26 protein-coding genes and 1 tRNA gene are annotated in these 25,381 nt (G+C 72.5%); 23 read left to right on the forward strand and 4 right to left on the reverse strand.

The features are described 5' to 3' along the window. The first annotated feature begins 433 nt into the window (after nt 1-433). Genes VKZ81_RS13695 through VKZ81_RS13705 form a run of 3 tightly spaced genes read left to right on the forward strand, consistent with a single transcriptional unit; the run spans nt 434 to nt 2,027 of the window. On the forward strand, nt 434-634 hold the full coding sequence (locus tag VKZ81_RS13695) for a helix-turn-helix transcriptional regulator (RefSeq protein ID WP_324241906.1): 201 nt from the start codon (nt 434-436) through the stop codon (nt 632-634). Then, on the forward strand, nt 634-1,764 hold the full coding sequence (locus VKZ81_RS13700) for a site-specific integrase (protein WP_324241907.1): 1,131 nt from the start codon (nt 634-636) through the stop codon (nt 1,762-1,764). Before VKZ81_RS13695 ends, VKZ81_RS13700 begins: the two co-directional genes overlap by 1 nt. A 50-nt stretch (nt 1,765-1,814) precedes the next feature. Further along, nucleotides 1,815-2,027: a site-specific integrase gene (locus VKZ81_RS13705; protein ID WP_324241908.1), complete on the forward strand. Its 213-nt coding sequence runs from the start codon at nt 1,815-1,817 to the stop codon at nt 2,025-2,027. A 131-nt stretch (nt 2,028-2,158) separates the two neighbouring features. Here VKZ81_RS13705 and VKZ81_RS13710 read toward each other — a convergent pair. The 3 genes from VKZ81_RS13710 to VKZ81_RS13720 all read right to left on the reverse strand — a co-directional run bounded on the left by VKZ81_RS13710 (nt 2,159) and on the right by VKZ81_RS13720 (nt 3,836). Then, nucleotides 2,159-2,233 (reverse strand) — tRNA-Arg (locus tag VKZ81_RS13710). A 35-nt stretch (nt 2,234-2,268) separates the two neighbouring features. After that, nucleotides 2,269-2,973 (reverse strand): DUF305 domain-containing protein, encoded by a 705-nt coding sequence (locus VKZ81_RS13715; RefSeq protein ID WP_414709374.1) that lies wholly within the window; start codon nt 2,971-2,973, stop codon nt 2,269-2,271. After that, the gene (locus tag VKZ81_RS13720; protein ID WP_324241910.1) at nt 2,973-3,836 is read right to left on the reverse strand and encodes a thioredoxin-like domain-containing protein; all 864 of its coding nucleotides are present in this window, start codon (nt 3,834-3,836) and stop codon (nt 2,973-2,975) included. The genes VKZ81_RS13715 and VKZ81_RS13720 overlap by 1 nt, the downstream gene beginning before the upstream one ends. Nucleotides 3,837-3,953: 117 nt before the next feature. Between VKZ81_RS13720 and argS the strand changes: the two genes are divergently transcribed. From argS to VKZ81_RS13770, 10 genes are all read left to right on the forward strand, one after another. Then, nucleotides 3,954-5,603, forward strand: coding sequence for an arginine--tRNA ligase (gene argS, locus VKZ81_RS13725; protein WP_324241911.1), 1,650 nt, complete (start codon nt 3,954-3,956; stop codon nt 5,601-5,603). 91 nt (nt 5,604-5,694) lie between these two features. Next, nucleotides 5,695-7,137 (forward strand): diaminopimelate decarboxylase, encoded by a 1,443-nt coding sequence (lysA, locus tag VKZ81_RS13730; protein ID WP_324241912.1) that lies wholly within the window; start codon nt 5,695-5,697, stop codon nt 7,135-7,137. 52 nt (nt 7,138-7,189) lie between these two features. Then, nucleotides 7,190-8,509, forward strand: a complete 1,320-nt coding sequence (locus tag VKZ81_RS13735; protein ID WP_324241913.1) for a homoserine dehydrogenase — start codon at nt 7,190-7,192, stop codon at nt 8,507-8,509. After that, complete coding sequence (thrC, locus tag VKZ81_RS13740; RefSeq protein WP_324241914.1) at nt 8,506-9,582, forward strand: threonine synthase; 1,077 nt, start codon at nt 8,506-8,508, stop codon at nt 9,580-9,582. The genes VKZ81_RS13735 and thrC overlap by 4 nt, the downstream gene beginning before the upstream one ends. Continuing rightward, a complete protein-coding gene (gene thrB, locus VKZ81_RS13745) occupies nt 9,582-10,484 on the forward strand; it encodes a homoserine kinase (RefSeq protein WP_324241915.1) in 903 nt (300 codons plus the stop codon). Before thrC ends, thrB begins: the two co-directional genes overlap by 1 nt. 389 nt (nt 10,485-10,873) lie before the next feature. Next, a complete protein-coding gene (rho, locus tag VKZ81_RS13750) occupies nt 10,874-12,994 on the forward strand; it encodes a transcription termination factor Rho (protein WP_324241916.1) in 2,121 nt (706 codons plus the stop codon). 130 nt (nt 12,995-13,124) lie between these two features. After that, the gene (rpmE, locus tag VKZ81_RS13755) at nt 13,125-13,346 is read left to right on the forward strand and encodes a 50S ribosomal protein L31 (protein WP_324241917.1); all 222 of its coding nucleotides are present in this window, start codon (nt 13,125-13,127) and stop codon (nt 13,344-13,346) included. A gap of 72 nt (nt 13,347-13,418) precedes the next feature. Beyond that, complete coding sequence (prfA, locus tag VKZ81_RS13760; RefSeq protein WP_324241918.1) at nt 13,419-14,486, forward strand: peptide chain release factor 1; 1,068 nt, start codon at nt 13,419-13,421, stop codon at nt 14,484-14,486. Between the two features lie 25 nt (nt 14,487-14,511). Beyond that, the gene (gene prmC / locus VKZ81_RS13765; RefSeq protein ID WP_324241919.1) at nt 14,512-15,390 is read left to right on the forward strand and encodes a peptide chain release factor N(5)-glutamine methyltransferase; all 879 of its coding nucleotides are present in this window, start codon (nt 14,512-14,514) and stop codon (nt 15,388-15,390) included. 22 nt (nt 15,391-15,412) lie between these two features. Then, a complete protein-coding gene (locus tag VKZ81_RS13770) occupies nt 15,413-16,060 on the forward strand; it encodes an L-threonylcarbamoyladenylate synthase (RefSeq protein ID WP_324241920.1) in 648 nt (215 codons plus the stop codon). A gap of 7 nt (nt 16,061-16,067) precedes the next feature. Here VKZ81_RS13770 and VKZ81_RS13775 read toward each other — a convergent pair whose 3' ends face one another. Continuing rightward, entirely contained in the window at nt 16,068-16,748 is a 681-nt protein-coding gene (locus tag VKZ81_RS13775) for a TetR/AcrR family transcriptional regulator (RefSeq protein WP_324241921.1), read from the reverse strand. Between the two features lie 104 nt (nt 16,749-16,852). Here VKZ81_RS13775 and glyA point away from each other — a divergent pair, with 104 nt between their 5' ends. The 10 genes from glyA (at nt 16,853) to VKZ81_RS13825 (ending at nt 25,380) form a co-directional block, all read left to right on the forward strand. After that, entirely contained in the window at nt 16,853-18,142 is a 1,290-nt protein-coding gene (gene glyA / locus VKZ81_RS13780) for a serine hydroxymethyltransferase (RefSeq protein WP_324241922.1), read from the forward strand. A 13-nt stretch (nt 18,143-18,155) separates the two neighbouring features. After that, a complete protein-coding gene (locus tag VKZ81_RS13785; RefSeq protein WP_324241923.1) occupies nt 18,156-19,310 on the forward strand; it encodes a glycosyltransferase family 4 protein in 1,155 nt (384 codons plus the stop codon). Continuing rightward, nucleotides 19,307-19,741 (forward strand): Cg1360 family ATP-synthase-associated protein, encoded by a 435-nt coding sequence (locus tag VKZ81_RS13790; protein WP_324241924.1) that lies wholly within the window; start codon nt 19,307-19,309, stop codon nt 19,739-19,741. The genes VKZ81_RS13785 and VKZ81_RS13790 overlap by 4 nt, the downstream gene beginning before the upstream one ends. Nucleotides 19,742-19,943: 202 nt before the next feature. Beyond that, entirely contained in the window at nt 19,944-20,162 is a 219-nt protein-coding gene (locus tag VKZ81_RS13795) for an AtpZ/AtpI family protein (protein WP_324241925.1), read from the forward strand. Nucleotides 20,163-20,220: 58 nt separating this feature from the next. Next, complete coding sequence (gene atpB / locus VKZ81_RS13800) at nt 20,221-21,000, forward strand: F0F1 ATP synthase subunit A (RefSeq protein ID WP_324241926.1); 780 nt, start codon at nt 20,221-20,223, stop codon at nt 20,998-21,000. Nucleotides 21,001-21,067: 67 nt separating this feature from the next. Then, nucleotides 21,068-21,274, forward strand: coding sequence for an ATP synthase F0 subunit C (gene atpE, locus VKZ81_RS13805; RefSeq protein ID WP_324241927.1), 207 nt, complete (start codon nt 21,068-21,070; stop codon nt 21,272-21,274). A 40-nt stretch (nt 21,275-21,314) separates the two neighbouring features. After that, a complete protein-coding gene (locus VKZ81_RS13810; protein WP_324241928.1) occupies nt 21,315-21,875 on the forward strand; it encodes a F0F1 ATP synthase subunit B in 561 nt (186 codons plus the stop codon). After that, the gene (locus VKZ81_RS13815) at nt 21,875-22,705 is read left to right on the forward strand and encodes a F0F1 ATP synthase subunit delta (RefSeq protein WP_324241929.1); all 831 of its coding nucleotides are present in this window, start codon (nt 21,875-21,877) and stop codon (nt 22,703-22,705) included. Before VKZ81_RS13810 ends, VKZ81_RS13815 begins: the two co-directional genes overlap by 1 nt. Nucleotides 22,706-22,742: 37 nt before the next feature. Further along, nucleotides 22,743-24,392, forward strand: coding sequence for a F0F1 ATP synthase subunit alpha (atpA, locus tag VKZ81_RS13820; protein ID WP_324241930.1), 1,650 nt, complete (start codon nt 22,743-22,745; stop codon nt 24,390-24,392). Between the two features lie 25 nt (nt 24,393-24,417). Beyond that, nucleotides 24,418-25,380: a F0F1 ATP synthase subunit gamma gene (locus tag VKZ81_RS13825; RefSeq protein ID WP_324241931.1), complete on the forward strand. Its 963-nt coding sequence runs from the start codon at nt 24,418-24,420 to the stop codon at nt 25,378-25,380. The last annotated feature ends 1 nt before the right edge of the window (nt 25,381 follow it).

Below are 25,381 nucleotides of genomic sequence, written 5' to 3' on the forward strand. Positions count from 1 at the left end.
CGTCGTTCTACGCAGCGTCACCAACCCGCACAACCACGGCCGCTCCTACTGGGTCGAGCACCGACCCGCCGAACCCCGAACTTCCCAGAACCCCGAAAGAAACCTCGCAAACCCGCAAACCGCTGGAACAGGGCAGTGACCAGCACAAACACCACAAGTCGATCTTGCGGTTTGACTCGGGGGGCAGACCCGCAAACCCGCAAACCGCGCGGTTTGCGGGTTTGGCACCCACCCCTCCCAGCTCAAACCGCAACCCCGAAACGCCAGGTCAGAGCGGGTTTCTGCGGGTTTGCGGGTTTGAACCGCCGCTCGCCGCCTCCCACACACCACACCAGCAGACCCCCACCAGACCACGTCCCGGCCGCCGCCAGCCGCCGTCACCCTCCGCACACGCCCCCCACCTGTTCCAGCCTCGATCCACGGAGAAGCCAACGTGAGCACCCCACCCGCCAGCCGTGCCCGGCTCACCGTCCAGGAGGTCTGCGCCGAGCTGGGCATCTCCCGATCCACCTTCTACGAGTGGCGCGCCAAAGGGCGCGCCCCCCGCTGCCTCAAGCTGCCGAACGGTGAGATCCGCATCCGCCGCGCCGACTTCGAGCGCTGGCTCGACAGCCTGGAAGAGGCTGCTGCCTGATGCCCACCACCTACGACGTTCGGATCTGGAAGATCGACGTATACAACGGGAAGCGCGGCACTACGTACACCGTGCGGTGGGCTACGGCAGGCAAGCGCCATCGCGTGACGTTCGCCACCAGCGCTCTGGCCGACAGTTTCCGTTCCGACCTGGTCACCGCCGCCCGCAAAGGGGAGGCGTTCGACATCGGATCCGGTCGCCCGATCTCGATGCTGCGGGCGAAGGATTCGAGGAGCGGCGCGAACTCGGGGAGCGTTTGGCTCCCATTCGCGTGTGACTACATCGACATGAAGTGGCCGCTCGCTGCGGCGACGTACCGGCGCAGCCTCAGCGAGGCCCTGACGGCGATCACTCCCGCCATGCTCGCCGCCGGGCGCCCCGGTGAGCCCGCTGGACCGGAACTGCGGCGCGCCCTCCACCTGTACGCCTTCAACACACTTCGACGCGACGAGAGCCCCAGCGAGGTACGAGACGTGCTCGACTGGGTTCGACGGCACTCGCTCCCAGTCAGGCACCTGGCCAAGCCCGATGTGCTGCGCCGAGTGCTGACCACGATTGCCGTCCGCCTCGACGGCCGGCCAGCCGCGGCGAGCGTGGTCAGCAAGCGACGGCGTGTGCTGTACAACGTCGCTGAGTACGCCGTGGAGCGCGGCCTGCTCGACTCGAACCCATTGCCGTCGATGAAGGGCAAGTGGAAGCCACCGAGGCCATCTGTTGCCGTCGATCGACGCTCAGTGGTGAACCCGGTGCAGGCCCGCTCGTTGCTCCAGGCGGTCCGCGGCGTGCAACGCAGCGGGCCGCGCCTCGTGGCCTTCTTCGCGTTGATCTACTTTGCGGCCTTGCGGCCGGAGGAAGCCGCCAACGTCAGCAAACGGAACCTCGCCCTGCCGGCAGAGGGGTGGGGTGAGATCTACCTCGAGGAGTCCACGCCACACGCCGGCTCGCACTGGACCAACGACGGGCGCCCCCGTGATCGTCGGCAGCTCAAGAACCGCGAGCGCGGTGAGGGACGCACGGTCCATGCCCGCCGGAACTCACGGCGTTGCTTCATGCCCATATCGCTCAGTTCGGGACCGGACCTGATGGGCGGCTGTTCGTGGGGGAGCGGGCCGACGAGTTGCCGAAGCTGACCTACATGCGGGTGTGGCGAGCCGCTCGCCGAGCGACCTTCACTCCCGAGGTGCTGGCCGGCCCGTTGGCGGCGACGCCCTACACGCTGCGGCACGCGTGCGTGTCGACGTGGCTCAACGGGGGAGTGCCGGCCCCACAGGTCGCCGAGTGGGCCGGTCATTCCGTCGAGATGCTGCTGCGGGTCTACGCCAAGTGCATCGACGGGCAGGACGAGGCGCTCCGACGGCGGGTGATGGAAGCCCTCGGCTACCGGGAGGGCTAGCAGAACTTCAGCACGTATTCAGCACAGACGCCCGTCGACGGCTCGCCACAGCCGCAGACGGCCGGACACAACAAGATCGGCCCCTCACCTGGTTTTCCCAGGTGAGGGGCCGTTTCTCGTGGTCATCGCGGTGGTGCCCCCGGCAGGATTCGAACCTGCGCTCCCGCCTCCGGAGGGCGGTGCTCTATCCCCTGAGCTACGGGGGCCGTGCGTTGGGGCCAACCCTAGCGCACGCCCGGATCTACAGCGGCAGGGGCTGCCCCCCGCGCTCGGCGAGCAGGCGTCGCAGGGTGTCGCTCTCGGCGCTCTGGGAGCGCAGCATCTGCGCGGCCAGGTTGCGGACCTGCGGGACCTCGGCCCGCTCGGCCGCGTACCGCATCATGCCGGCGCCGCCCTCGTGGTGGCGGAGCATCAGCTGCAGGAACAGCACGTCCAGCTCGCGGCCGGTCGCGGCGCGCAGCGCGGCGAGCTCCTCGTCGCTCGCCATGCCCGGCATGGTGGCGGCCCCGCCCGCGGGCATCGGGCCGTGCTCGTGGGTCGCCTCGGTCATCCAGGTCATGTGGGGGCCGGTCGGGAGGCTGGGTGCACCCCACAGCTCGAGCCAGCCCTGCATGCGCCCGATCTGGGCGGTCTGGGTGGCCTCGATGTCGGCGGCGAGCTGGTGCAGCACCGGGTCCTCGGTGTGGTCGCGCTCCCACGCGGCCATCGTGACGGCCTGCTGGTGGTGGACGGTCATGTCCTGCGCGAACCCGACGTCCACGGAGTCCAGCGCGGGGACGCCGGGCGGGCTCGCCGCGGGGTTCCCGCTGAGCAGCAGCCCGCCCGCCGCGCCGAGCAGCAGCAGCCCGACGGCGGCCACGACGGCGAGCACGGGGCGGATCCAGCGGGCCTCCCGCGGGGCGGGCTGCTCCGCGTCGGGCGGCGCGGTCGGGGCGCTCACGGCCATCAGGATCCCGCAGCCGGGGCCGGGGCCTCGGGAGCCGGAGCCGCGCCCTCGGGGGCCATCCCGCCCTGTGGGGCGCCGTCCGGGACCGCGCCGGCGGGCGCACCCGTCACGGTCTCCGGGTACGCGCCGGGCGTGCCCGGGGCCGGGGCCGGCTGGAACGGCGGCGGGTTGTCCTGCTGGAAACCGCCCTCCTGCGGGCCGATCTCGTTGCAGCTCGCGCCGGGCTCGGGGTGCTGGTACTGGTTCAGCCGCAGGGCCTGGATGAACTGGTCGATCCGCGGGTCGTTCGCGTCGGACAGCTTGAGCTGGTGGCCCCAGGACTGCAGGGAGATCGGCTGGTCCTGCCCGGGGTAGGGCGACATCAGCGTGTAGGGCTTGCCCTCGACCTTGCTGCGCAGCGTCTCCAGCGCGTCGCCGGTGACCTGGTCCGGGTTGTAGGTGATCCACACGGCGCCGTGCTCGAGCGAGTGCACGGCGGTCTCGCTGCGGATCGCCTCGTCGTAGACGACGCCGTTGCAGGTGGCCCAGCTGTAGTCGTGGGCGCCGCCGATCGGCGGGGAGAAGGTGTAGGCGACCTGGGTGGCGCGGTCGACGTGCAGCCCGCCCTCGAACGGCTGGACGACGACCCCGGGGATCGCGGCGGCCGGGTCCTGGTTCTCCGCGGTGGGCGTGAACGGCGCCAGCGCCTCGGCCTGCGCCTTGTTCTCCTCGTTGCGCATGAAGGCGTAGCCGAAGACGACGCCCGCGAACAGCGCGACCACCGTCACGCCGGCGATGAGCCCCCACGGGATGTTGCGCCTGGGGGCGGCCACCACCACCGGACGGGACTTGCGGGCCGCCTTGCTCGTCTTTCCGCTGACCATGAATAGTCCAGACCTCGGAATCGGGTCGTCGCACCGTCACCCTGACGGCCCCTTGCGAGAACGCAGTGTAGGTGCGGCGCATGAGGCCGCCGTGAGCGCACTGCCTAGACTTGCCGGGTGACTCCCGACGCCCTCGCCGAACTGGTCCGTGCCGCTGCGTCCGACGTGCTGACGCGACGCGGCCTGGACCGATCGGCGCTGCCCGCGGACGTCACGGTCGAGCGGCCGCGCAACCCGGAGCACGGCGACTACGCCACCAACGTCGCCATGCGCACCGCGAAGAGGGTGGGTGTCGCCCCGCGCGAGCTGGCCGGGTGGCTGGCCGAGGAGCTGGCCGGGCGCGAGGGCATCGCGAGCGCCGAGGTGGCGGGCCCGGGGTTCATCAACCTCCGGCTGGCCGCCGACGCGCAGGGCTCGATCGTCGGCGAGGTGCTGGCGGCCGGGGCGGCCTACGGCACGGGCGACGAGCTCGCGGGCCAGAACATCAACCTGGAGTTCGTCTCCGCGAACCCGACGGGGCCGATCCACCTCGGCGGCGCCCGCTGGGCGGCCGTCGGCGACGCGCTGGGCCGGGTGCTCACCGCCCGCGGGGCGAAGGTCTACCGCGAGTACTACGTCAACGACGCCGGCGTGCAGGTCGACCGGTTCGCCGACTCCCTGATCGCCGCGGCGCTGGGCGAGCCCACGCCGGAGGACGGCTACGCGGGCCAGTACGTGCAGGAGATCGCCGAGAAGATCGTCGCCGCCCAGCCGGGGGTGACGCAGCTGCCGCCCGAGGAGCGCCACGCCGCGTTCCGCCGCGCCGGCCTGGAGCTGATGCTCGCCGACATCGAGCGCACCCTGCACTCGTTCGGCACCGACTTCGACCTGTTCTTCTCCGAGAAGAGCCTGCACGACTCGGGCGCGGTGGACGCCGCCGTGCAGCGGCTCAAGGACTCCGGCGCGCTCTACCACGCCGACGGCGCGTGGTGGCTGCGGTCGACCGAGTACGGCGACGACAAGGACCGGGTCGTCATCAAGAGCGACGGCCGCCCCGCCTACATCGCGGGCGACATCGCCTACTACGCCGACAAGCGGGCCCGCGGCTTCGACAAGCTCATCTACATGCTCGGCGCCGACCACCACGGCTACATCGCGCGGCTCAAGGCGGTGGCGGCGGCCTCCGGCGACGACCCCGACACCGTCGAGGTGCTGATCGGGCAGCTGGTGAACCTGCTGCGCGGCGGCGAGCCGGTGCGGATGAGCAAGCGCGCGGGCAACGTCCTCACGATGGACGACCTGATCGACGCGATCGGCGTCGACGCGGCCCGCTACGCGATGGTCCGCTCGTCGGTGGCCTCGACCCTGGACGTCGACATCGAGCTGTGGACCAAGCGCTCCAACGACAACCCGGTCTACTACGTGCAGTACGCGCACGCCCGGCTGGCCTCGCTCGCGCGCAACGCCGCCGAGATGGGCATCGAGCCGGGCGACGCCTACGGCCTGCTGGAACACCCGCGCGAGGGCGACCTGATCCGCACGCTCGGCGAGTTCCCGTCCGTGGTCGCCGCGGCCGCCGAGCTGCGGGAGCCGCACCGGGTGGCCCGCTACCTGGAGCAGCTGGCAAGCGCTTACCACAAGTTCTACGACACGTGCCGCGTGCTGCCGATGGGCGACGAGGAGGTCACCGACCTGCACCGGGCCCGCCTCGCGCTCTGCGCCGCGGCGCGCCAGGTGTTCGCCAACGGGCTCGGGCTGCTCGGGGTCAGCGCGCCGGAGCGGATGTGATCCGGATGCGGGCGGTGACCGGCGGTTCGGCGCGAAAACGCGTCGAACCCACCCGCTGATGCACCCGAACCACTGATCAAGAGGCTTCCCGATGAACGTCCACCCCGCCGGCCCGCTCCACGCCGGCATCACCGTCCCCTCGGAGACCGCGGGCCCCCGCCCGCAGGACGCCGCCGGGCTCGACGAGCTCGCCCCCGCCGTCTGGCCGCGCAACGCCGGCCGCGGCGCCGACGGCGCCGTCGAGGTCGGGGGCGTCGACGTGCGCGACCTCGCCGAGAGGTACGGCACCCCGCTGTTCGTGATCGACGAGGCCGACTTCCGCTCCCGCGCGGCGGAGTTCGCCGCCGCGTTCGGCGCGGAGGCGGTCCACTACGCCGCCAAGGCGTTCCTGTGCACCGAGGTGGCCCGCTGGGTCGCCGACGAGGGACTGTCCCTCGACGTCGCGAGCGGCGGCGAGCTGGCGGTCGCGCTGCGGGCCGGCTTCCCGGCCGAGCGGATCGCGCTGCACGGCAACAACAAGTCCCTCGACGAGCTGGTCGCGGCCGTGGAGGCCGGGGTCGGGCGGATCGTGCTCGACTCGTTCCACGAGATCGCCCGCCTGGACGCGGTGGCGCGCGAGCGTGGCGTCGTCGTGCCGGTGATGGTGCGGCTCACGGTCGGCGTCGAGGCGCACACGCACGAGTTCATCGCCACCGCGCACGAGGACCAGAAGTTCGGCTTCTCGATCGCGGGCGGCCCGGCGAGCGCCGCCGCGGAGGCGGTGCGCCGCGTGCTCGCCGCCGACGGGCTCGCGCTGGTCGGCCTGCACAGCCACATCGGCAGCCAGATCTTCGACACCGAGGGCTTCGAGGTGGCCGCGCACCGCGTGGTGCGGTTCCTCGCGAAGCTGCACGAAGAGCACGGCGCCGAGGCGATGCAGGCCGTCACCACGCTCGACCTCGGCGGCGGCTTCGGCATCGCCTACCGCGCCGACGAGACCCCGGTGGACGTGGCGGAGCTGGCCGAGGAGCTGCGCCAGATCGTCAAGCGCGAGTGCCACGCCGAGGACCTGGACGTGCCGAAGATCGCGGTGGAGCCGGGCCGGGCGATCGCCGGCCCCGCCGGCATCACGCTCTACACCGTCGGCACCCTCAAGGACGTCCCGCTCGGCGGCTCCGCGACGCGCCGCTACGTGAGCGTCGACGGCGGCATGAGCGACAACATCCGCACCGCCCTCTACGACGCCGTCTACGACTGCAGGCTCGCGTCGCGCTCCTCCGAGCGCGACGGCAGCGGTGACGCAGTGCTGTCGCGGGTGGTCGGCAAGCACTGCGAGAGCGGCGACATCGTGGTGCGCGACTGCTGGCTGCCCGCCGACCTCGCCCCCGGCGACCTGCTCGCCGTGGCCGCCACGGGCGCCTACTGCTACTCGATGGCGAGCTCGTACAACCGGCTGCCGCGGCCCGCCGTGGTGGCCGTGCGCGACGGCGAGGCGCGCGTGTTGCTGCGCCGCGAGACGGTGGAGGACCAGTTCCGGCTGGAGGTCTCGGCGTGAAACCCCGCACCCGGGGTGCAGCCCGGCTGGGCACACCAGCGAGGATCGGGGCGTGAAACCGATCCGCGTGGCCATGCTGGGCTGCGGCACCGTCGGCCGGGAGGTCGTGCGGCTGCTGCACGAGCAGGCCGACGAGCTGGCCGCCCGCGCGGGCGCGCCCGTCGAGTTGGCCGGGGTGGCCGTCCGCCGCCCGCACAAGCACGCCGACCTCGGCGACCTGCTCACCACCGACGCGACCGGCCTCGTGACCCGCGACGACGTGGACGTCGTCGTCGAGGTCATCGGCGGCATCGAACCGGCCCGGACACTGCTGCTCGAGGCGCTCAAGGGCGGCAAGTCGGTGGTCACCGCGAACAAGGCGCTGCTCGCCGAGGACGGCCCCGCGCTCGCCGAGGCCGCCGACGCGTCGGGCGTCGATCTGTACTACGAGGCGTCCGTCGCCGGGGCGATCCCGCTGCTGCGCCCGCTGCGCGAGTCGCTCGCGGGCGACCGGATCACGCGGGTCGCCGGCATCGTCAACGGCACCACCAACTTCATCCTCTCCGCGATGGCCGCGTCCGGCTCCAGCTACGCCGACGCGTTGGAGGAGGCCACCCGGCTCGGCTACGCGGAGGCCGATCCGAGCGCCGACGTCGACGGCTACGACGCCGCGTCCAAGGCCGCGATCCTCGCCTCGCTCGCCTTCCACACCCGGGTCACGGCCGCCGACGTGCACTGCGAGGGCATCCGCGCGGTCACCGCGGGCGACATCGCGGCGGCCACGGCCATGGGCTGCGTGATCAAGCTGCTCGCGATCTGCGAGCGCACCCCCGCCGAGGACACCGTGCCCGAGTCGGTCTCGGCGCGGGTCTACCCGGCGATGATCCCCGCCACGCACCCGCTCGCGGCCGTCGACGGGGCGTTCAACGCCGTGTTCGTCGAGGCGGAGGCCGCGGGCCAGCTGATGTTCTACGGGCAGGGCGCGGGCGGCGCGCCCACCGCGAGCGCCGTGCTCGGCGACCTCGTCGCGGTGGCCCGCAACCGCGTGCTCGGCGGGCGCGGGCCGCGGGAGTCGGCCTACGCGAGCCTGCCGGTGCGGCCCATCGGCACACTGCGCACCCGCTACCACGTGAGCCTCGAGGTGGCCGACCGGCCCGGCGTCCTGTCGGCGATCACCGGCGAGTTCGCCCGCCACGGCGTGAGCATCGCCGCGGCCCGGCAGACGGGCGAGGGCGACGACAACGGGTCCGCGCGGATCGTGATCGTCACGCACCGGGCGCCCGAGGCGGCGCTCGCCGCCACGGTGGACGTGCTGGCCGGGCTCGACGTCGTCCACGGCGTGCACAGCGTGCTCCGGGTCGAGGACCTGGGCCGGAAGGGGGTTGCGGGATGACCGCGGCGCAGAAGCTCACCCGGTGGCCCGGCGTGATCGAGGCCTACCGGGACCGCATGCCGGTGCAGGACGGCTGGAAGGTCGTCACGCTCGGGGAGGGCGGCACGCCGCTGTTGCCCGCGCCGCACCTGTCGGCGGCCACCGGGTGCGAGGTCTTCCTCAAGGTCGACGGCGCCAACCCCACGGGCTCGTTCAAGGACCGGGGGATGACGGTCGCGGTCACCCACGCGCTCGCCGAGGGCAAGCAGGGCGTGCTCTGCGCGTCCACCGGCAACACCTCCGCCTCCGCCGCCGCCTACGCCACCCGTGCGGGCATGACCTGCGCCGTCCTCGTGCCGCGCGGCAAGATCGCGCTCGGCAAGCTGGCCCAGGCGGTCGCGCACGGCGCCAAGATCCTTCAGATCGACGGCAACTTCGACGACTGCCTCGAGCTCGCCCGCAAGACCACGGCCGACTACCCGGTGGCCGCGCTGGTCAACTCGGTGAACCCCACCCGGATCGCCGGGCAGGCGAGCGCGGCGTACGAGATCTGCGACGAGCTCGGCCGCGCCCCCGACGTGCACTGCCTCCCGGTGGGCAACGCGGGCAACATCACCGCGTACTGGAAGGGCTACCAGGCCTACCTCGCCGACGGGCTGATCCACACCCCGCCGCGGATGTTCGGGTTCCAGGCCGCCGGCGCGGCGCCGCTGGTGCACGGCGCACCCGTGAAGGCCCCGGAGACGGTCGCCACCGCGATCCGCATCGGCGCGCCGGCCTCGTGGGCGGGCGCGATCGCCGCGCGCGACGAGTCCGACGGCCGTTTCGCCGCGGTCACCGACGACGAGATCCTCGCCGCGTACCGGCTGCTCTCGGCGCGGGAGGGCGTGTTCGTCGAGCCCGCGTCGGCGGCGAGCGTGGCCGGGCTGTTGCAGTCCGCCGCCGACGGCACGCTGCCCCGCGGCTCGCTCGTCGTGTGCACCGTCACCGGCCACGGGCTCAAGGACCCCGACAGCGCGCTGCTCACCGCCCCCGAGCCCACCGTGGTGCCGATCGACCCCGGCGCCGTCGCCGCGGCGCTGGAGCTGCGCTGATGGGCCGCCCACGGGAGGTCCGGGTGCGGGTGCCGGGCTCGTCGGCGAACCTGGGGCCCGGCTTCGACGCGCTCGGGCTCGCGCTCTGCCTCTACGACGAGGTCGAGGTGTCGGTGGCGCCCGAGGGCGTGCAGATCGAGGTGTCGGGCGAGGGCGCGGGCCGCGTCCCGTGCGACGAGGCGCACCTCGTGGCGCGGGCGATGCGCACGGCGTGGGACGTGGTCGGGGACGCACCTCCCGGCATCCGGATGCGCTGCCGCAACGCGATCCCGCACTCGCGGGGCCTCGGCAGCTCGGCGGCGGCGGCCGTCGCGGGGGCGACCGCGGCGGTGGTGCTCGCCGGCCGCGACGCCGAGCTGGAGCGCGACACGATCCTGGACGTCGCGGCCGGCATGGAGGGCCACGCCGACAACGCGGCGGCCAGCCTGCTCGGCGGTTTCGTGGTGGCGTGGGAGTCGTCCGGGAATAACTCGCAGCGCTTCCACGCTGTACGACTCGAGACGCACCCGGGCATCCACCCGGTGGCGCTCGTCGCGGGGGTCGAGTCGCTGACCAGCACCACGCGCGGGCTCCTGCCCGAGCGGGTCCCGCTGGCCGACGCGGCCTTCACCGGCAGCCGCACGGCGCTCGCCGTGCTGGCCTTCACCCAACGGCCCGAGCTGCTGCTCGCGGCCACCGAGGACCGGCTCCACCAGAACTACCGGCGCCCGGCGTACCCGGCGTCGGCCGACCTGGTCGACGCGCTGCGCCGGCGTGGCATCCCCGCCGCGATCTCGGGCGCGGGCCCCACCGTGCTGGCCCTCACCGAGGACGGCGTTCTGCCGTCCGACCTGGACCTTCACGGGTTCACGGTCCGCCCGCTGCCCGTCGACGGCGTGGGCGCCGCGGTCGAGGTGGGCTGAGCCCGGCCACCCGGCGCGCCATGACCGGGGGTTGTTGCCGCGGTCAGGGCCGACCGTCTACGCTCGGCACCGCAACGGCGATCCACGCGGCATCCGCGTGGCCACTCGAGCCGGAATCCGCAGATCCATCGCGCCAGACCCGGTTCCGACCCGAGCGGCCTCTTCCCCGGAGCGTCGCGGCGATCGTCCCCATTGCTGTCGGGACGGCCGCTATCCCCGCGACCCGTTGACCGACATGTCGTCCGGCACACCGTCCGGGCGAGTGTGTGAATCCCGCTGACCAGGGCTGGAAGCCCGGTCGGTCAGGAAGGACATCTGTGAGCGAGACCAATCTCGTCAGCACCGAGGCTGCCCCAACTCCTCCTCGCAAGCGCGGTGGCCTCAGCGGCATGGTGCTGGCGGAGCTCCGCCAGCTGGCCGGCGAGCTGAACATCCCGAACATCTCCGGGATGCGGAAGGGCGACCTGATCGCTGCCATCAAGGAGAAGCAGGGTGCGCCGCCGAGCCGCAAGCGCTCCGCCGACGCCCAGCCCACCCTTCCCGGCACCGGGGAGCAGGACGCCGCCCCGAAGGCCGAGGCGTCCGGCGCGAACGGCGCCGCTCCCGCCGCCGACGCCGCTCCCGCTGCCGAGGCCGCTCCTGCCGCCGAGGCCGCCCCGGCTGCCCCGAAGCGGCGTCGCCGGGCCGCGTCGCGCCCCGCGGGCGCGCCGTCGGTCTCCTCGTCGGTGAACGGCGCCGCGGCCACCGAGTCCGCCCCCGCCGCCGCCGACCCGGCCCCCCCGGTCGAGGCCGCCGCCCCGGCCGAGAAGGCCCCGGAGGCCGACAAGCCCGCTGACAAGGCCGCCGAGAAGCCTGCCGAGAAGCCTGCCGAGAAGGCCGCTGAGAAGCCTGCTGAGAAGGCCGCCGACGGGCCGGCTCCCGCGCAGACGGACAACGGCGCCGCCCCCGCGGCCGAGGCGGCCACCGAGACCGCCGAGCCCGCGGCCCCGAGCAGGCGCTCCCGGCAGAGCCGGCGCAACCGCGCCGAGCAGCAGGCCGAGCAGGCCCAGCAGCAGTCCCAGCCGCAGGTCGAGGCCACCGCTGCCGCGCCCGAGGAGCAGCGCGACGGCGCCCGCGACGGCGCCGAGGCCCGCCCGGACACCCGCCGCGAGGGCGGCCGGGGCGAGCGCGGCGGCCGCGGGGACCGCCCGGACAACCGCACCGACACCCGCACCGACACCCGCGGCCCGCGGGACAACCGGCCCGACGACGACGGCGGCGAGGAGGAGGCCGAGGGCAGGGGCAGGCGCGGCCGCCGGTTCCGCGACCGCCGCCGCAACCGCGACCGCGACCGCGGCCAGAACAACGTCGACACCGAGGTGCGCGACGGCGACGTGCTGCTCCCGGTCGCGGGCATCGTCGACATCCTCGACAACTACGCGTTCGTCCGCACCACCGGCTACCTGTCCGGGCCCACGGACGTCTACGTGTCGATGTCGATGGTGCGCAAGTACGGCCTGCGCCGCGGCGACGCGATCACCGGCGCCGTGCGCGAGCCCCGCGAGGGCGAGCAGTCGCGGCAGAAGTTCAACCCGCTGGTGCACGTCGACACCATCAACGGGCAGGACCCGGAGACGGCGAAGCACCGGCCGGAGTTCCACAAGCTCACGCCGCTCTACCCGAACGAGCGGCTGCGGCTGGAGACCGAGCCGCACAAGCTCACCACGCGCGTGATCGACCTGGTCATGCCGGTCGGCAAGGGCCAGCGCGCGCTGATCGTGTCGCCGCCGAAGGCGGGCAAGACCACGATCATGCAGGCGATCGCCAACGCGATCACGACCAACAACCCCGAGTGCCACCTCATGGTCGTCCTCGTCGACGAGCGGCCGGAGGAGGTCACCGACATGCAGCGGTCGGTGAAGGGCGAGGTCATCGCGTCGACGTTCGACCGGCCGCCGACGGACCACACCACCGTCGCGGAGCTGTCGATCGAGCGGGCGAAGCGCCTGGTCGAGCTGGGTCACGACGTGGTCGTGCTGCTCGACAACATCACCCGCCTCGGCCGGGCCTACAACCTGGCCGCGCCCGCGTCGGGTCGGATCCTGTCCGGTGGTGTCGACTCCACGGCGCTGTACCCGCCCAAGCGGTTCCTCGGCGCGGCGCGCAACATCGAGGACGGCGGGTCGTTGACCATCTTCGCCACGGCGCTCGTCGAGACCGGGTCCACGATGGACACGGTGATCTTCGAGGAGTTCAAGGGCACCGGCAACGCCGAGCTCAAGCTCGACCGCAAGATCGCCGACAAGCGCGTGTTCCCGGCCATCGACGTGGGCGACTCCGGCACCCGCAAGGAGGAGCTGCTCATGTCGCCGGACGAGTACGCGGTGATGGTGAAGCTCCGCCGGGTGCTCGCGGCGCTGGACGACCAGCAGGCCATCGACCTGCTGCTCGACCGGCTCCGCAAGACGCGCACCAACATCGAGTTCCTGATGCAGGTCGCGAAGAACGCCCCGGGCCCCGACAACGACTAGCAGCAACCACCCCGTCCGGGCCGCCCACGGGAATCCGGGGGCGGCCCGGATGGTTCAATGGACAAGTCACGTTCCGGCTCCGGTTCACCTCGCGCCGCGGGGACCCGGCGCCACTGGGAGAGGAACCACCGTGCGTTCAGGCATCCACCCCGAGTACGTCGAGACGCAGGTCGTCTGCGGCTGCGGCAACTCGTTCACCACCCGCAGCACCAAGACCAGCGGAAAGCTGCACGTCGAGACCTGCTCGGCGTGCCACCCGTTCTACACCGGCAAGCAGCGGATCCTCGACTCCGGTGGGCGCGTCGCCCGCTTCGAGGCGCGCTACGGCAAGCGGGCCGCGAACAAGAAGTAGCCGAGACGACGGCGCCCATTCCAGCGGGGATGGGCGCCGTCGGCATGTTCGGACGAGGGAGGAGGAGCCGCCATGACCACAGCGCCGGCCGTCGAGGCCGTGCTCGCCGAGCACGCGGAGCTGGAGCTGCGGCTCGCCGACCCGTCCGTGCACGCCGACCCCGCCACCGCGCGCAAGCTCGGCAGGCGCTACTCGGAGATCGGCCCGATCGTGGCCGTCGCGCGCGAGCTGAACGCGGCCCGCGCGGATCTGGCGACGGCCCGCGAGCTGGCCGCCGAGGATCCGTCGTTCGCCGCGGAGGCCGAGGAGCTCACCCAGCGGATCGCCGTGCTGGAGCGCAAGCTCGCCGAGCTGCTCGTGCCGCGCGACCCGCACGACGGCGACGACGTCATCCTCGAGATCAAGTCGGGGGAGGGCGGCGAGGAGTCGGCCCTGTTCGCGGGTGACCTCGCCCGCATGTACATGCGCTACGCCGAGCGCCGCGGATGGGTCACCGAGATCATCGACGCGGTGCCGTCGGACCTGGGCGGCTACAAGGACCTCACGATGTCGGTGCGCTCCCGCGAGCCGGTTGCCGACGGGGTCTGGTCGGCGCTGAAGTTCGAGGGCGGGGTGCACCGCGTCCAGCGGGTGCCGGTCACCGAGTCGCAGGGGCGCATCCACACCTCCGCCGCGGGCGTGCTCGTCTACCCCGACACCGGGGAGGACGCCGACATCGAGATCGACGAGAACGACCTGCGCATCGACGTCTTCCGCTCCTCGGGGCACGGCGGCCAGAGCGTCAACACCACCGACTCGGCGGTCCGCATCACGCACCTGCCCACCGGCATCGTCGTGAGCTGCCAGAACGAGCGCTCGCAGCTGCAGAACCGGGCGCGGGCCATGGAGGTGCTGCGCGCGCGGCTGCAGGCGCTCGCCGAGGAGGAGGCGGCCGCGAAGGCCTCCGACCAGCGCCGTTCCCAGGTGCGCACGGTCGACCGCTCCGAGCGGATCCGCACCTACAACTTCCCGGAGAACCGCATCTCCGACCACCGCGTCGGCTACAAGGCCCACAACCTGTCCGCGGTGCTCGACGGCGACCTGGACGGTGTCATCGAGGCCCTGCAGGCGGCCGAACGCGCGGAGGCCGTGGGCAGATGACCGGCGATCGCCGAGGGGCACGGCCGTGAGCCGCACCCCGCTGCGGTTGGCCATCCTCGAGGCCGAGCGCGTGCTCGCCGACGCAGGGGTGGCCTCCCCGCGCGCCGACGCCGAGCTGCTCGCCGCGCACGTCGTCGGCGTGGACCGGGGCAAGCTGATGATGCACCCGCTGGTCGACCCGCCGGTGCTCGAGGCGTTGCGCGAGCTCGTCGAGCGGCGGGCGAAGCGGGAGCCGTTGCAGCACCTGCTCGGCACCGCGGTGCTCGGGCCGGTGGAGGTCGCCGTGGGCCCCGGGGTGTTCACCCCGCGCCCGGAGACCGAGCTGCTGCTCGAGTGGGGGCTGCGCGAGATCGCCGACATCGCCGCCCCGGTGGTCGTCGACCTGTGCACGGGTTCCGGCGCGCTCGCGCTCGCCGTCGCCGCGAAGCGCCCGGACGCCGTGGTGCACGCCGTGGAGCTGGACCCCGACGCGCTCACGTGGGCGCACCGCAACGTGGCCGCCCACGTCGCCGCGGGCGGCACCCCGGTCACGCTGCACGCCGCCGACGTGCGCGCGCCCGACCTGCTCGTCGAGCTGGAGACCCGCGTCGACCTGGTGCTGTGCAACCCGCCGTACGTGCCCGACGGCACGCCGTTGCCGCCCGAGGTCGCGGGCTGGGACCCGCCGACCGCGGTTTACGGCGGGCCGGACGGGCTGGAGGTCATCCGCGCCGTGGTCTCGGCGGCCGCCGCCCTGCTGCGCTACGGCGGCGCGCTCGCCGTCGAGCACGACGACACGCACGGTGAGGCCGTGCCGGCCCTGCTGCGCCGCCGCCGCGTGCTCACCGACGTCGAGGAGCACCTGGACCTCGCGGGGCGGCCCCGCTTCGCCACCGCGCGCCGCCGCCCGCTGCACGGCGCCTGATCCCGCCGCATAGGCTCCGCCCGTGGCTTCCACGTACGACTGCGCGGTCCCCGACCAGCGCGCCGACGGTCTCGCCGACGCGGCGAAGGCGGTGCGGGCCGGGCGGCTCGTGGTGCTGCCCACCGACACGGTCTACGGCATCGGATGCGACGCGTTCAGCGGCCCGGCCGTGCGCAACCTGCTGAACGCCAAGCAGCGGGGCCCCGACCTGCCCGTCCCGGTGCTCGTCGGGTCGTGGTCGACGATCGACGGGCTCGTGCTCTCCGTGCCGAAGTCCGCCCGCGACCTGATCGAGGCGTTCTGGCCGGGCGGGTTGTCGCTGGTGTTGCAGCACGCCCCGTCGCTCAAGTGGGACCTGGGCATGACCAAGGGCACGGTGATGCTGCGGATGCCGCTGCACCCGGTGGCGATCGAGCTGTTGCGCGAGGTCGGCCCCATGGCGGTGTCCAGCGCGAACGTCTCGGGCCGCCCGCCTGCGACGACGGTGGCGGAGGCGCAGGAGCAGCTGGGCGAGAAGGTGGCGGTCTACCTCGACGGCGGGCCGTCCGGTGAGCCGGTGGCGTCCACGATCGTCGACCTCACCGGCGACGCGCCCCGCCTGCTGCGCGAGGGCGCGGTCCCGGCCGAGGCGGTGTCGGAGGTGCTGGGCCGCGAGGTGCTGCCCGCCTGACCCCGGGTCAGGGCAGCCCGACGAGCGTGGCCAGCCGGTGGGCGGTGGCGTCGAAGTGGCGCTCGTGGTCGGCCACCACGTTGCGGGTCTGCCCGAACACCTCGAAGCCGATCGCGCCGTACAGGCTGCTCCACGCGGTGACCACGCGCGAGCCGAGGCCCGCGGGCAGGCCGAAGCGCTCGACGACGTCCGGCACGAGCAGGTCGTCGGCACCCGGCCCGTCCGGCGCCGGGTCGACCACGCCCGCGTCGACCCCGTCGGCGACCACGCGGCACAGCAGCTCCCCGACCCGCGAGGCCGGGCCGATCGTGCGCTCCGGCGCGGCGTAGCCCGGCACCGGCGAGCCGTAGACCAGCGCGTACTCGTGCGGGTTGGCGATCGCCCACGTCCTGGCCGCGCGGCAGGTGGCGAGCCACCGCCCGCGCAGGTCGGCGCGCTCCACCGCCTCCTCGGCCCGCTCCGCGGCCTCGCCGAGGGCGTCGTATGCGTCGATGATCAGGGCGGTGAGCAGCTCGTCGCGGCTGGCGAAGTAGCGGTAGACGGCGGAGGAGGCCATGCCGAGCTCGCGCGCGACGGCCCGCAGCGACAGCCCCGCGGCCCCGTCGGTGGCGAGGTGGCGGCGGGCCGCCTCGACGATCTCCCTGGTCAGCTCGGCGCGCACGCGGGCGCGGGCTCCGGCGGCTGTCACGCCCGCAGTCTCGCACGGAAGCGAGAGCACTGGCAACAAACGCGATCGATGCTCTGAGAGGAACGCCCGGACGGGCCGCAGGTGGCAGCGGGTACCGTTCAACCGTGAGCGAGAAGAGCACCCCGTTCTGGGGCCCGGACTTCGACGCGCTGCAGCACCAGGACCCGGAGATCGCCGGAGTGGTGCTCGACGAGCTGGCCCGGCTGCGCGGGGGACTCCAGCTCATCGCCAGCGAGAACCTCACCAGCCCCGCCGTGCTGGCCGCGCTGGGGTCCACGCTGTCGAACAAGTACGCCGAGGGCTACCCCGGCCGGCGCTACTACGGCGGCTGCGAGGTCGTCGACCGCGCCGAGGAGATCGGCAACGCCAGGGCGAAGGCGCTCTTCGGCGCCGAGCACGTCAACCTGCAGCCGCACTCGGGCGCGTCGGCCAACTTCGCCGTCTACGCCGCGTTCACCGAGCCCGGCGACACCGTGCTCGCGATGGACCTGAAGCAGGGCGGGCACCTCACGCACGGCAGCAAGGTGAGCTTCTCCGGCTCCTGGTTCAACGCCGTGTCCTACACGGTGCGCGAGGACAACGAGCTCATCGACTACGACCAGGTGCGCGACCTGGCGCGCCGGCACAAGCCGAAGCTCATCATCGCGGGCGCCACCGCGTACCCGCGCCTGATCGACTTCGCCGCGTTCCGCGAGATCGCCGACGAGGTCGGCGCCAAGCTCATGGTGGACGCCGCCCACTTCATCGGCCTGGTCGCGGGCAAGGCCATCCCGTCGCCGGTGCCGTTCGCCGACGTCGTCACGGCCACCACGCACAAGGTGCTGCGCGGCCCGCGCGGCGGCATGATCCTCGCCAAGGCCGAGCACGCGAAGGCCGTGGACAAGGCGGTCTTCCCGTTCTCGCAGGGCGGCCCGCTGATGCACTCGGTGGCCGCGAAGGCGGTCGCGATGGCCGAGGCGGCCACCCCCGAGTACCAGTCGTACGCGGCGCAGGTGGTCGCCAACGCCCAGGCGCTGGCCAAGGCCCTCGAGTCGGAGGGCATGCGGCCGGTCTCCGGCGGCACCGACACCCACCTCGCGCTCGTGGACCTGCGCCCCATCGGGGTCAGCGGCGACCAGGCCGAGATCCGCTGCGACGCCGCGCGGATCACCCTCAACAAGAACTCGATCCCGTACGACCCGGCGCCCCCGCTCAAGCCGTCCGGCCTGCGCGTCGGTTCGCCCTGCGTCACCACGCAGGGGATGACCGAGGCCGACATGGCCGAGATCGGGGCGCTGCTCGGCCGGGCGGTCCGCGCCGAGCACGGCACCCCGGCCGGGGACGCGGAGCTGGCCGAGGTGGCCGAGGCCGTGTCGGCGCTCGTCGCGCGGGCCCCGGCGTACCCGCGCGCGTAACCCCCGCCTCGCCGTGGCGGCCACCACGCTCGTCCTGCCCATCCGGGAGTTCCTGCTGTCCGGGCTCACGGCCACGGTCGTGACGTTCCTGCTGGTCGGGCCGGTGCGGGTGCTCGCGTTGCGGCTCGGGGCGGTGGCGTGGCCGCGCAAGCGCGACGTGCACGTCATGCCGACCCCGCGGTGGGGTGGGCTCGCGATGCTCGCCGGGGTGCTCGCCGGCGTCGCGATGGCCTACCAGCTCCCCGCCCTGCGCCTGGCGTTCGACAACAACGCCTCCGAGGTGGGCGGCGTGCTGCTGGCCGCCCTGCTGCTCTCGGCGGTCGGGGCGCTCGACGACCGCTACGACCTCGACGCCCTGACCAAGCTCGCGGGCCAGACCACCGCCGCCGGGATCCTGGTGATCTTCGGCGTGCAGTGGACGGTGTTCTTCGTGCCGTGGGGCGGGTCGGACTCCACCGAGTCCGGCTCGCTGCTCGTGCTCGGCCAGGAGCAGGGCGTGCTGCTCACGGTCCTGCTCACGGTCGCGCTGGTCAACGCCATGAACTTCGTCGACGGCCTGGACGGGCTCGCCGCGGGCGTCGGCATGATCGCGGCCGCCGCGGTGGGCCTGTTCGCGATCGGGCTGGTGGGTCGGGTCGGCAACGACCCGTCGGTGTACTCGCCGGCCCTCATCGCGGCCGTGCTGGCGGGGGCGTGCCTGGGGTTCCTGCCGCACAACTTCAACCCCGCCCGCATCTTCATGGGCGACTCCGGGTCGATGCTGATCGGCGTGCTGCTCGCCGCCGCCACCACGAGCGCCTCGGGCAAGATCTCGATCATCGGGGCCGACGGCAAGGACGTGCTGGCCCTGTTCGCGCCGCTCATCGTGCTGGCCGCGGTGGTGTTCGTGCCGCTGCTGGACCTGCTGATGGCGGTGGTGCGGCGCACCCGCAAGGGCCTCTCGCCCTTCGCGCCGGACAAGATGCACCTGCACCACCGGCTGCTCGAGATCGGGCACAGCCAGCGGCGCGCGGTGCTGTTGATCTACTTGTGGGCGGGCGTGCTCGCGTTCGGCGCGGTGGCGCTCGCGCTGATCGACGACCCGTTCATCGTGCTGTGGGCGGTGGGGATCGGCCTGCTCGTGGCCGTGCTCGCCTCCGCCATCCCGAGAGTGAGGGCTCCCAGATGACCGACGAATCGACCAAGGACGCCCCGCACGTCGCCACCGTGCTCCGGCTCGCCGCCGCGATGCAGCGCCACGCCGCGCTCATCTCGGCGGTCGTGGCGGTGGTCGCGCTGGTCGTCGCGGTGGTGCTGCGCGGGGGCCAGGGGCTGGTCGGCGCGCTGATCGGCGCGGTGGTCGCGGTGGGTCTCGGCTGGATGGGCGTCTGGGTCATGGCGAAGACCGCGCGGACCTCCCCGGCCGGTGTGATGATCGGCGCGATGACCGCGTTCGGCGCGAAGATCCTCTTCATGCTGGTGTTCCTGCTGCTGTTCCAGGGCACCACGCTGTTCGACAGCCGCTCGTTCGCGTTCACGATGCTCGCGGTGACCGCGGCCTGGATCGTCGGCGAGGTGGTCGGGTTCGTGCGCACCCGCATCCCGGCGGTGGACGTCTGACCACCCCGAACGGGTGGCCGGCGCTGGGAGTGACCGGCCTCTCGGTGGGATCCCGGTCACTCCCAGCCTCATCTTCTACGGCTGATAGAGCCACGTCGGCGGCCGGACGGGCCCGTCGAGCGGCCCCACCGGGGCCGTTCGCGCGTCCGCCGAGGTCATCCCTGGTAAAGAGCTGCTAACGCGCCTGATATGGTCCGTCCTGATGGAGCCGGACCAGTCGCGCGGCGACGGCGCCAAGCCACCGCCGCCGGGCGACGCGTGGACCGCTCTGTCCTACCTCCTGTCCGGTGTCCTGCTCTTCGGCGGGATCGGTTGGGGGGTGGACGAACTGCTGGGCACGGGTGCGTTCCTGCCGATCGGACTGCTGTTCGGCGGGGCCGCCTCGTTGTACTTGATCTATATCAGGTACGTTAAGTCCTGATCGTCACGATTCCGCCGGGTTCGGGTCGCCCGGACGGCGGAACCGGAAGGAGCACTGGGTGACCAACCCGGCCACCGCCCCCGCCCCGGGGTTCGACGCCCCGGGACCTGAGGACTTCCAGCTGCCGCCGATCTTCGGCGAGGTCACGAAGCCGGTGCTGCAGCTCGTGCTGGCGGCTGTCATCGTCTACGCGTTCTTCGCGTGGACGACCCGCCGGCCGTCGCTCGTCCCGAGCAAAGCGCAGTTCCTCGGTGAGTCCTTCCACGGGATCGTCCGCAACTCCATCGCCCGCGACAACATCGGGCCGGAGTTCCTGAGGTACGTCCCGTTCCTCACCGCGCTGTTCGCCTTCATCCTGGTGAACAACCTGTTCGGGATCATCCCGTTCATCCAGTTCCCGACGTTCTCCCACCCGGGCGTGCCCTACGCGCTCGCCGGGCTGGTGTGGCTGCTCTACAACTTCGTGGGGATCCGCCACCACGGGTTCGTCGGGTACCTGCGGGTGTCGACCTGGCCGCCGGACGTGCCGTGGTGGGTGCGGTTCATCCTGACGCCCATCGAGTTCATCTCGAACATCCTGCTGCGGCCGGTCACGCTGTCGCTGCGGCTCTTCGGGAACATGTTCGCCGGGCACCTGCTGCTGCTGGTGTTCATCCTCGGCGGCGAGTACATGCTGCTGCACTCGCACTCGATCCTGCTCGGGGTGCTGTCCCCGTTCGCCTTCGGGCTCGGGATCGTGTTCACCTTCTTCGAGGCGTTCGTGCAGGTCGTGCAGGCCTACATCTTCACGATCCTCACCGCCTCCTACATCGGCGCGGCGCTCGCCGAGGACCACTAGGTCCGTCCCCCACGACCTGACAGGTCCGCGGGACGTCGCGGACCGGAGGAAAGGAAGAAGCTCAGAAATGATCAGCGGCAACTTGAACGTCATCGGCTACGGCCTCTCCGCGATCGGCCCGGGTATCGGCGTCGGCATCGTGTTCGCGGCGTTCATCAACGGTGTCGCCCGCCAGCCGGAGGCCCGCGGCCAGCTGCAGGGCATCGCGTTCATCGGGTTCGCCCTGTCCGAGGCGCTGGCCATCCTGGGCCTGGTCATGGCGTTCGCGCTCTGAGTACCGGCGGTCCAGCGCCGGGTAGGCGGAGGAGAAGACCATGACCACCACCGTTCTCGCGGCCGAGGAGCTCAACCCCCTCGTTCCGCACACCGTCGAGATCATCGTCGGTCTGATCGCGTTCCTGCTGCTGTTCTGGCTGCTGCAGAAGTTCGCGATCCCGCAGTTCGAGAAGGTCTACGCGGAGCGGCGGGACAAGATCGAGGGCGGCCTGAAGCGGGCCGAGGAGGCCCAGGAGCAGGCCGCCGAGCTCAAGCGGCAGTACGAGGAGCAGCTCGCGGGCCTGCGGGCCGAGGCCGCGCGCATCCGCGACGACGCGCGCGCCGAGGGCCAGCAGATCAAGGCCGAGCTGCGGGCGCAGGCCGAGGAGGAGGCCGCCCGGATCCGGCAGCGCGGCGAGGAGCAGCTCGCCGCGGCCCGCGAGCAGGTCGTGCGCCAGCTGCGCGGGGAGATCGGTGGGCTGTCGGTGCAGCTCGCCGAGCGCATCGTCGGTGACTCCCTCGCCGACGAGGACCGTCGCCGGGCCACCGTCGACGCGTTCCTCTCCGAGCTGGACTCCCTCGGCCCCCGTGAGACCACGACGGCGGGCGGGGCCAGCTGATGGCGGAGGTCCTGCAGGCCGCCAGCCGTGAGTCGTTGGCGACGGCCACCGACCGGCTGAACGCCTACGCCGACTCGGCAGGGGCCGCCGACCTGCAGCGGCTCGGTGACGAGCTGTTCGCGATCACGCGCCTGCTCGACGAGCAGCGCTCGCTGCGCCGGCTGCTCGCCGACCCGTCGTCGCCGGAGGCGTCCCGCACGGGGCTGCTCGAGCGGCTCGTCGGGCAGCAGGTCGCCGAGCCGACGCTCGACTTCGCCCGCGGCCTCGCCGCGTCGCGCTGGTCGCGGCCCGGTGACCTGGTCAGCGCGTTCGAGGCACTCGCCCGGCAGGCGCTGCTCGCCGTGGCCGAGAAGGACGGCTCGCTCGACGACGTCGAGGACCAGCTGTTCCGGTTCGGCCGCGTGCTCGACCGCGAGCCCGAGCTGGCCGCGTTGCTCGCCGACACCACCCGTCCGGCCGACGGGCGCATCGCGCTCCTCGACCGGCTGATCGAGGGCAAGGTCTCCCCGGTCGTCGCAGGGTTGCTGCGCCACAGCGTCCGGCTCCCGCGCGACCGGCACCTCGACGTCGTGTGCGAGGAGCTCGCCGAGCTGGCGGCAGCGCGCCGCGACCGGTCGATCGCGCGCGTCACCACACCGGTCGCACTCTCCCCGGAGCAGGAGCAGAAGCTCGTCGACTCGCTGAACCGCCTCTACGGGCGGCCGATGTCGCTGCAGATCGAGCTGGACCCCAGCATCCTGGGTGGTCTGGTCGTGCAGGTCGGCGGCGAGGTCATCGACGGCAGCGTGGCGAGCAAGCTCGCCGCCGCGCGCCGCTCCCTTCCCCGCTGACCACAGAACGTTCCGAAGAGAAGGACAGACGACAGCCATGACAGAGCTGACGATCTCCTCCGAGGAGATCCGGAGTGCGATCTCCAGCTACGTCTCGTCGCTGGAGACCAGCACCACCCGCGAAGAGGTGGGCACCGTCTCCGACACCGGCGACGGCATCGCCCACGTCGAGGGCCTGCCCTCGACCATGACCAACGAGCTCCTCGAGTTCGAAGGCGGCGTGCTGGGTGTCGCGCTGAACCTGGACGTCCACGAGATCGGCGCCGTCATCCTCGGCGACTACACGCACATCGAGGAGGGCCAGCAGGTCCGCCGGACCGGCCGCATCCTCTCGGTGCCGGTCGGGGACAACTTCCTCGGGCGCGTCATCGACCCGACCGGGCGGCCCATCGACGGGCTCGGCGACATCGAGGCCGAGACCGAGCGCGTGCTGGAGCTGCAGGCGGCGTCGGTGGTGCAGCGGCAGGAGGTCAAGGAGCCGCTCCAGACCGGCATCAAGAGCATCGACGCCATGACGCCGATCGGACGCGGCCAGCGTCAGCTCATCATCGGCGACCGCAAGACCGGCAAGACCGCGATCTGCGTCGACACGATCATCAACCAGAAGGCGAACTGGGCCACGGGCGACCCGAAGCAGCAGGTGCGCTGCATCTACGTCGCGGTCGGCCAGAAGGGCTCGACGATCGCCGGTGTCCGGCAGTCGCTCGAGGAAGCGGGCGCGCTGGAGTACACCACCATCGTCGCCGCCCCGGCCTCCGACCCGGCCGGCTACAAGTGGATCGCTCCCTACACCGGCTCGGCGCTCGGCCAGCACTGGATGTACCAGGGCAAGCACGTCCTGATCGTCTTCGACGACCTGTCCAAGCAGGCCGAGGCCTACCGCGCCATCTCGCTGCTGCTGCGCCGCCCGCCGGGCCGCGAGGCGTACCCGGGCGACGTGTTCTACCTGCACTCGCGCCTGCTGGAGCGCTGCGCGAAGCTGTCCGACGACCTGGGCGGCGGCTCGCTGACCGGTCTGCCGATCATCGAGACCAAGGCCAACGACGTGTCGGCCTACATCCCGACCAACGTCATCTCCATCACCGACGGCCAGTGCTTCCTCGAGTCCGACCTGTTCAACCAGGGCGTGCGCCCGGCCATGAACGTCGGTATCTCGGTGTCCCGCGTCGGTGGGTCCGCGCAGGTCAAGGCGATGCGCAAGGTGTCGGGTTCGCTGCGCCTCGACCTGTCGCAGTACCGCGAGCTGGAGGCGTTCGCCGCGTTCGGCTCCGACCTCGACGCCGCGTCGGCGGCGGCCCTGGACCGCGGCGCCCGGCTGGTCGAGCTGCTCAAGCAGGCGCAGTACCAGCCGTTCCCGGTCGAGGAGCAGGTCGTGTCGATCTTCCTCGGCACCCGTGGCCACCTCGACTCGGTGCCGGTCGGCGACGTGCGGCGCTTCGAGGCGGAGTTCCTCGACCACGTCCGCCGCAACCACGAGGGGATCCTCGCCGAGATCCGCGACACCGGTGAGCTCTCCGACGAGCTGTCCGAGCGGATCGAGAAGGTCGTGGGCGACTTCAAGAAGGAGTTCACCGCGTCCGACGGGTCGTCGGTGGTCCCGAAGGAGGCTCCGGCCGAGGCGCTGGACGAGGACGAGGTCGACCGCGACACCGTCAAGGTCAACAAGCCGGCCCCGGCCTCGAGCTAGTCGACCGGGAGCTGAGGAGTAGCGCATGGCGGCACAGATTCGCGTGCTGCGGCGGCGGATCCGGTCGACGCAGTCCATCAAGAAGATCACGCGCGCGATGGAGCTCATCGCGACCTCGCGGATCATGAAGGCGCGTGCCCGGGTCGAGGCCTCGCGGCCGTACGCCGAGCAGATCACGGCCGTGCTGTCCGAGCTGGCCAGCAACTCGGCGCTGGACCACCCGCTGCTCGTCGAGCGGGAGAACCCGAGGCGCGCCGCGGTGCTGGTGGTGACGAGCGACCGCGGGCAGTGCGGCGGGTACAACGTCAACGTCCTCAAGGAGGCGGAGCAGCTGCAGCAGCTGCTCCGCGAGCAGGGCAAGGAGCCGGTGCTCTACGTCATCGGCCGCAAGGGCGTGAGCTACTACCGGTTCCGACGCCGGAAGATCGAGCAGGCCTGGACGGGCTTCTCGGAGCAGCCGACCTACGCCGACGCCGCGGAGGCGACCCGCGTGCTGGTCGAGGCGTTCATGAAGGGCACCGAGGACGGCGCCGACGGCGTCGACGAGCTGCACCTGGTGTACACCCAGTTCAAGAACATGGTCACCCAGGTGCCGCAGGCCCGCCGGATGGCCCCGCTCGAAGTGGAGTACGAGTCCGACACCGTCGGCGCCCCCGGCGGCGAGATCGAGGAGCGGCGGGAGGCGACGCGGCAGTCGGCCGATTCGGTCAAGCCGCTGTACACCTTCGAGCCGAACGCCGACACTCTGTTCGACGCGCTGCTGCCCAAGTACATCGGAGCGCGGCTGTTCGCCGCGCTGCTCGAGGCCGCTGCTTCGGAGTCGGCCGCCCGCCAGCGGGCGATGAAGGCCGCCACCGACAACGCCAACGAGCTGATCCGTACCCTGACACTGGAAGCGAACCAGGCCCGTCAGGCGCAGATCACCCAGGAGATCAGTGAGATCGTCGGTGGGGCCGACGCTCTCGTGAGCGCAGGGAGTGAGAGCTGAG

The organism is Pseudonocardia sp., assembly GCF_035305885.1.
Taxonomy (GTDB): Bacteria; Actinomycetota; Actinomycetes; order Mycobacteriales; family Pseudonocardiaceae; genus Pseudonocardia.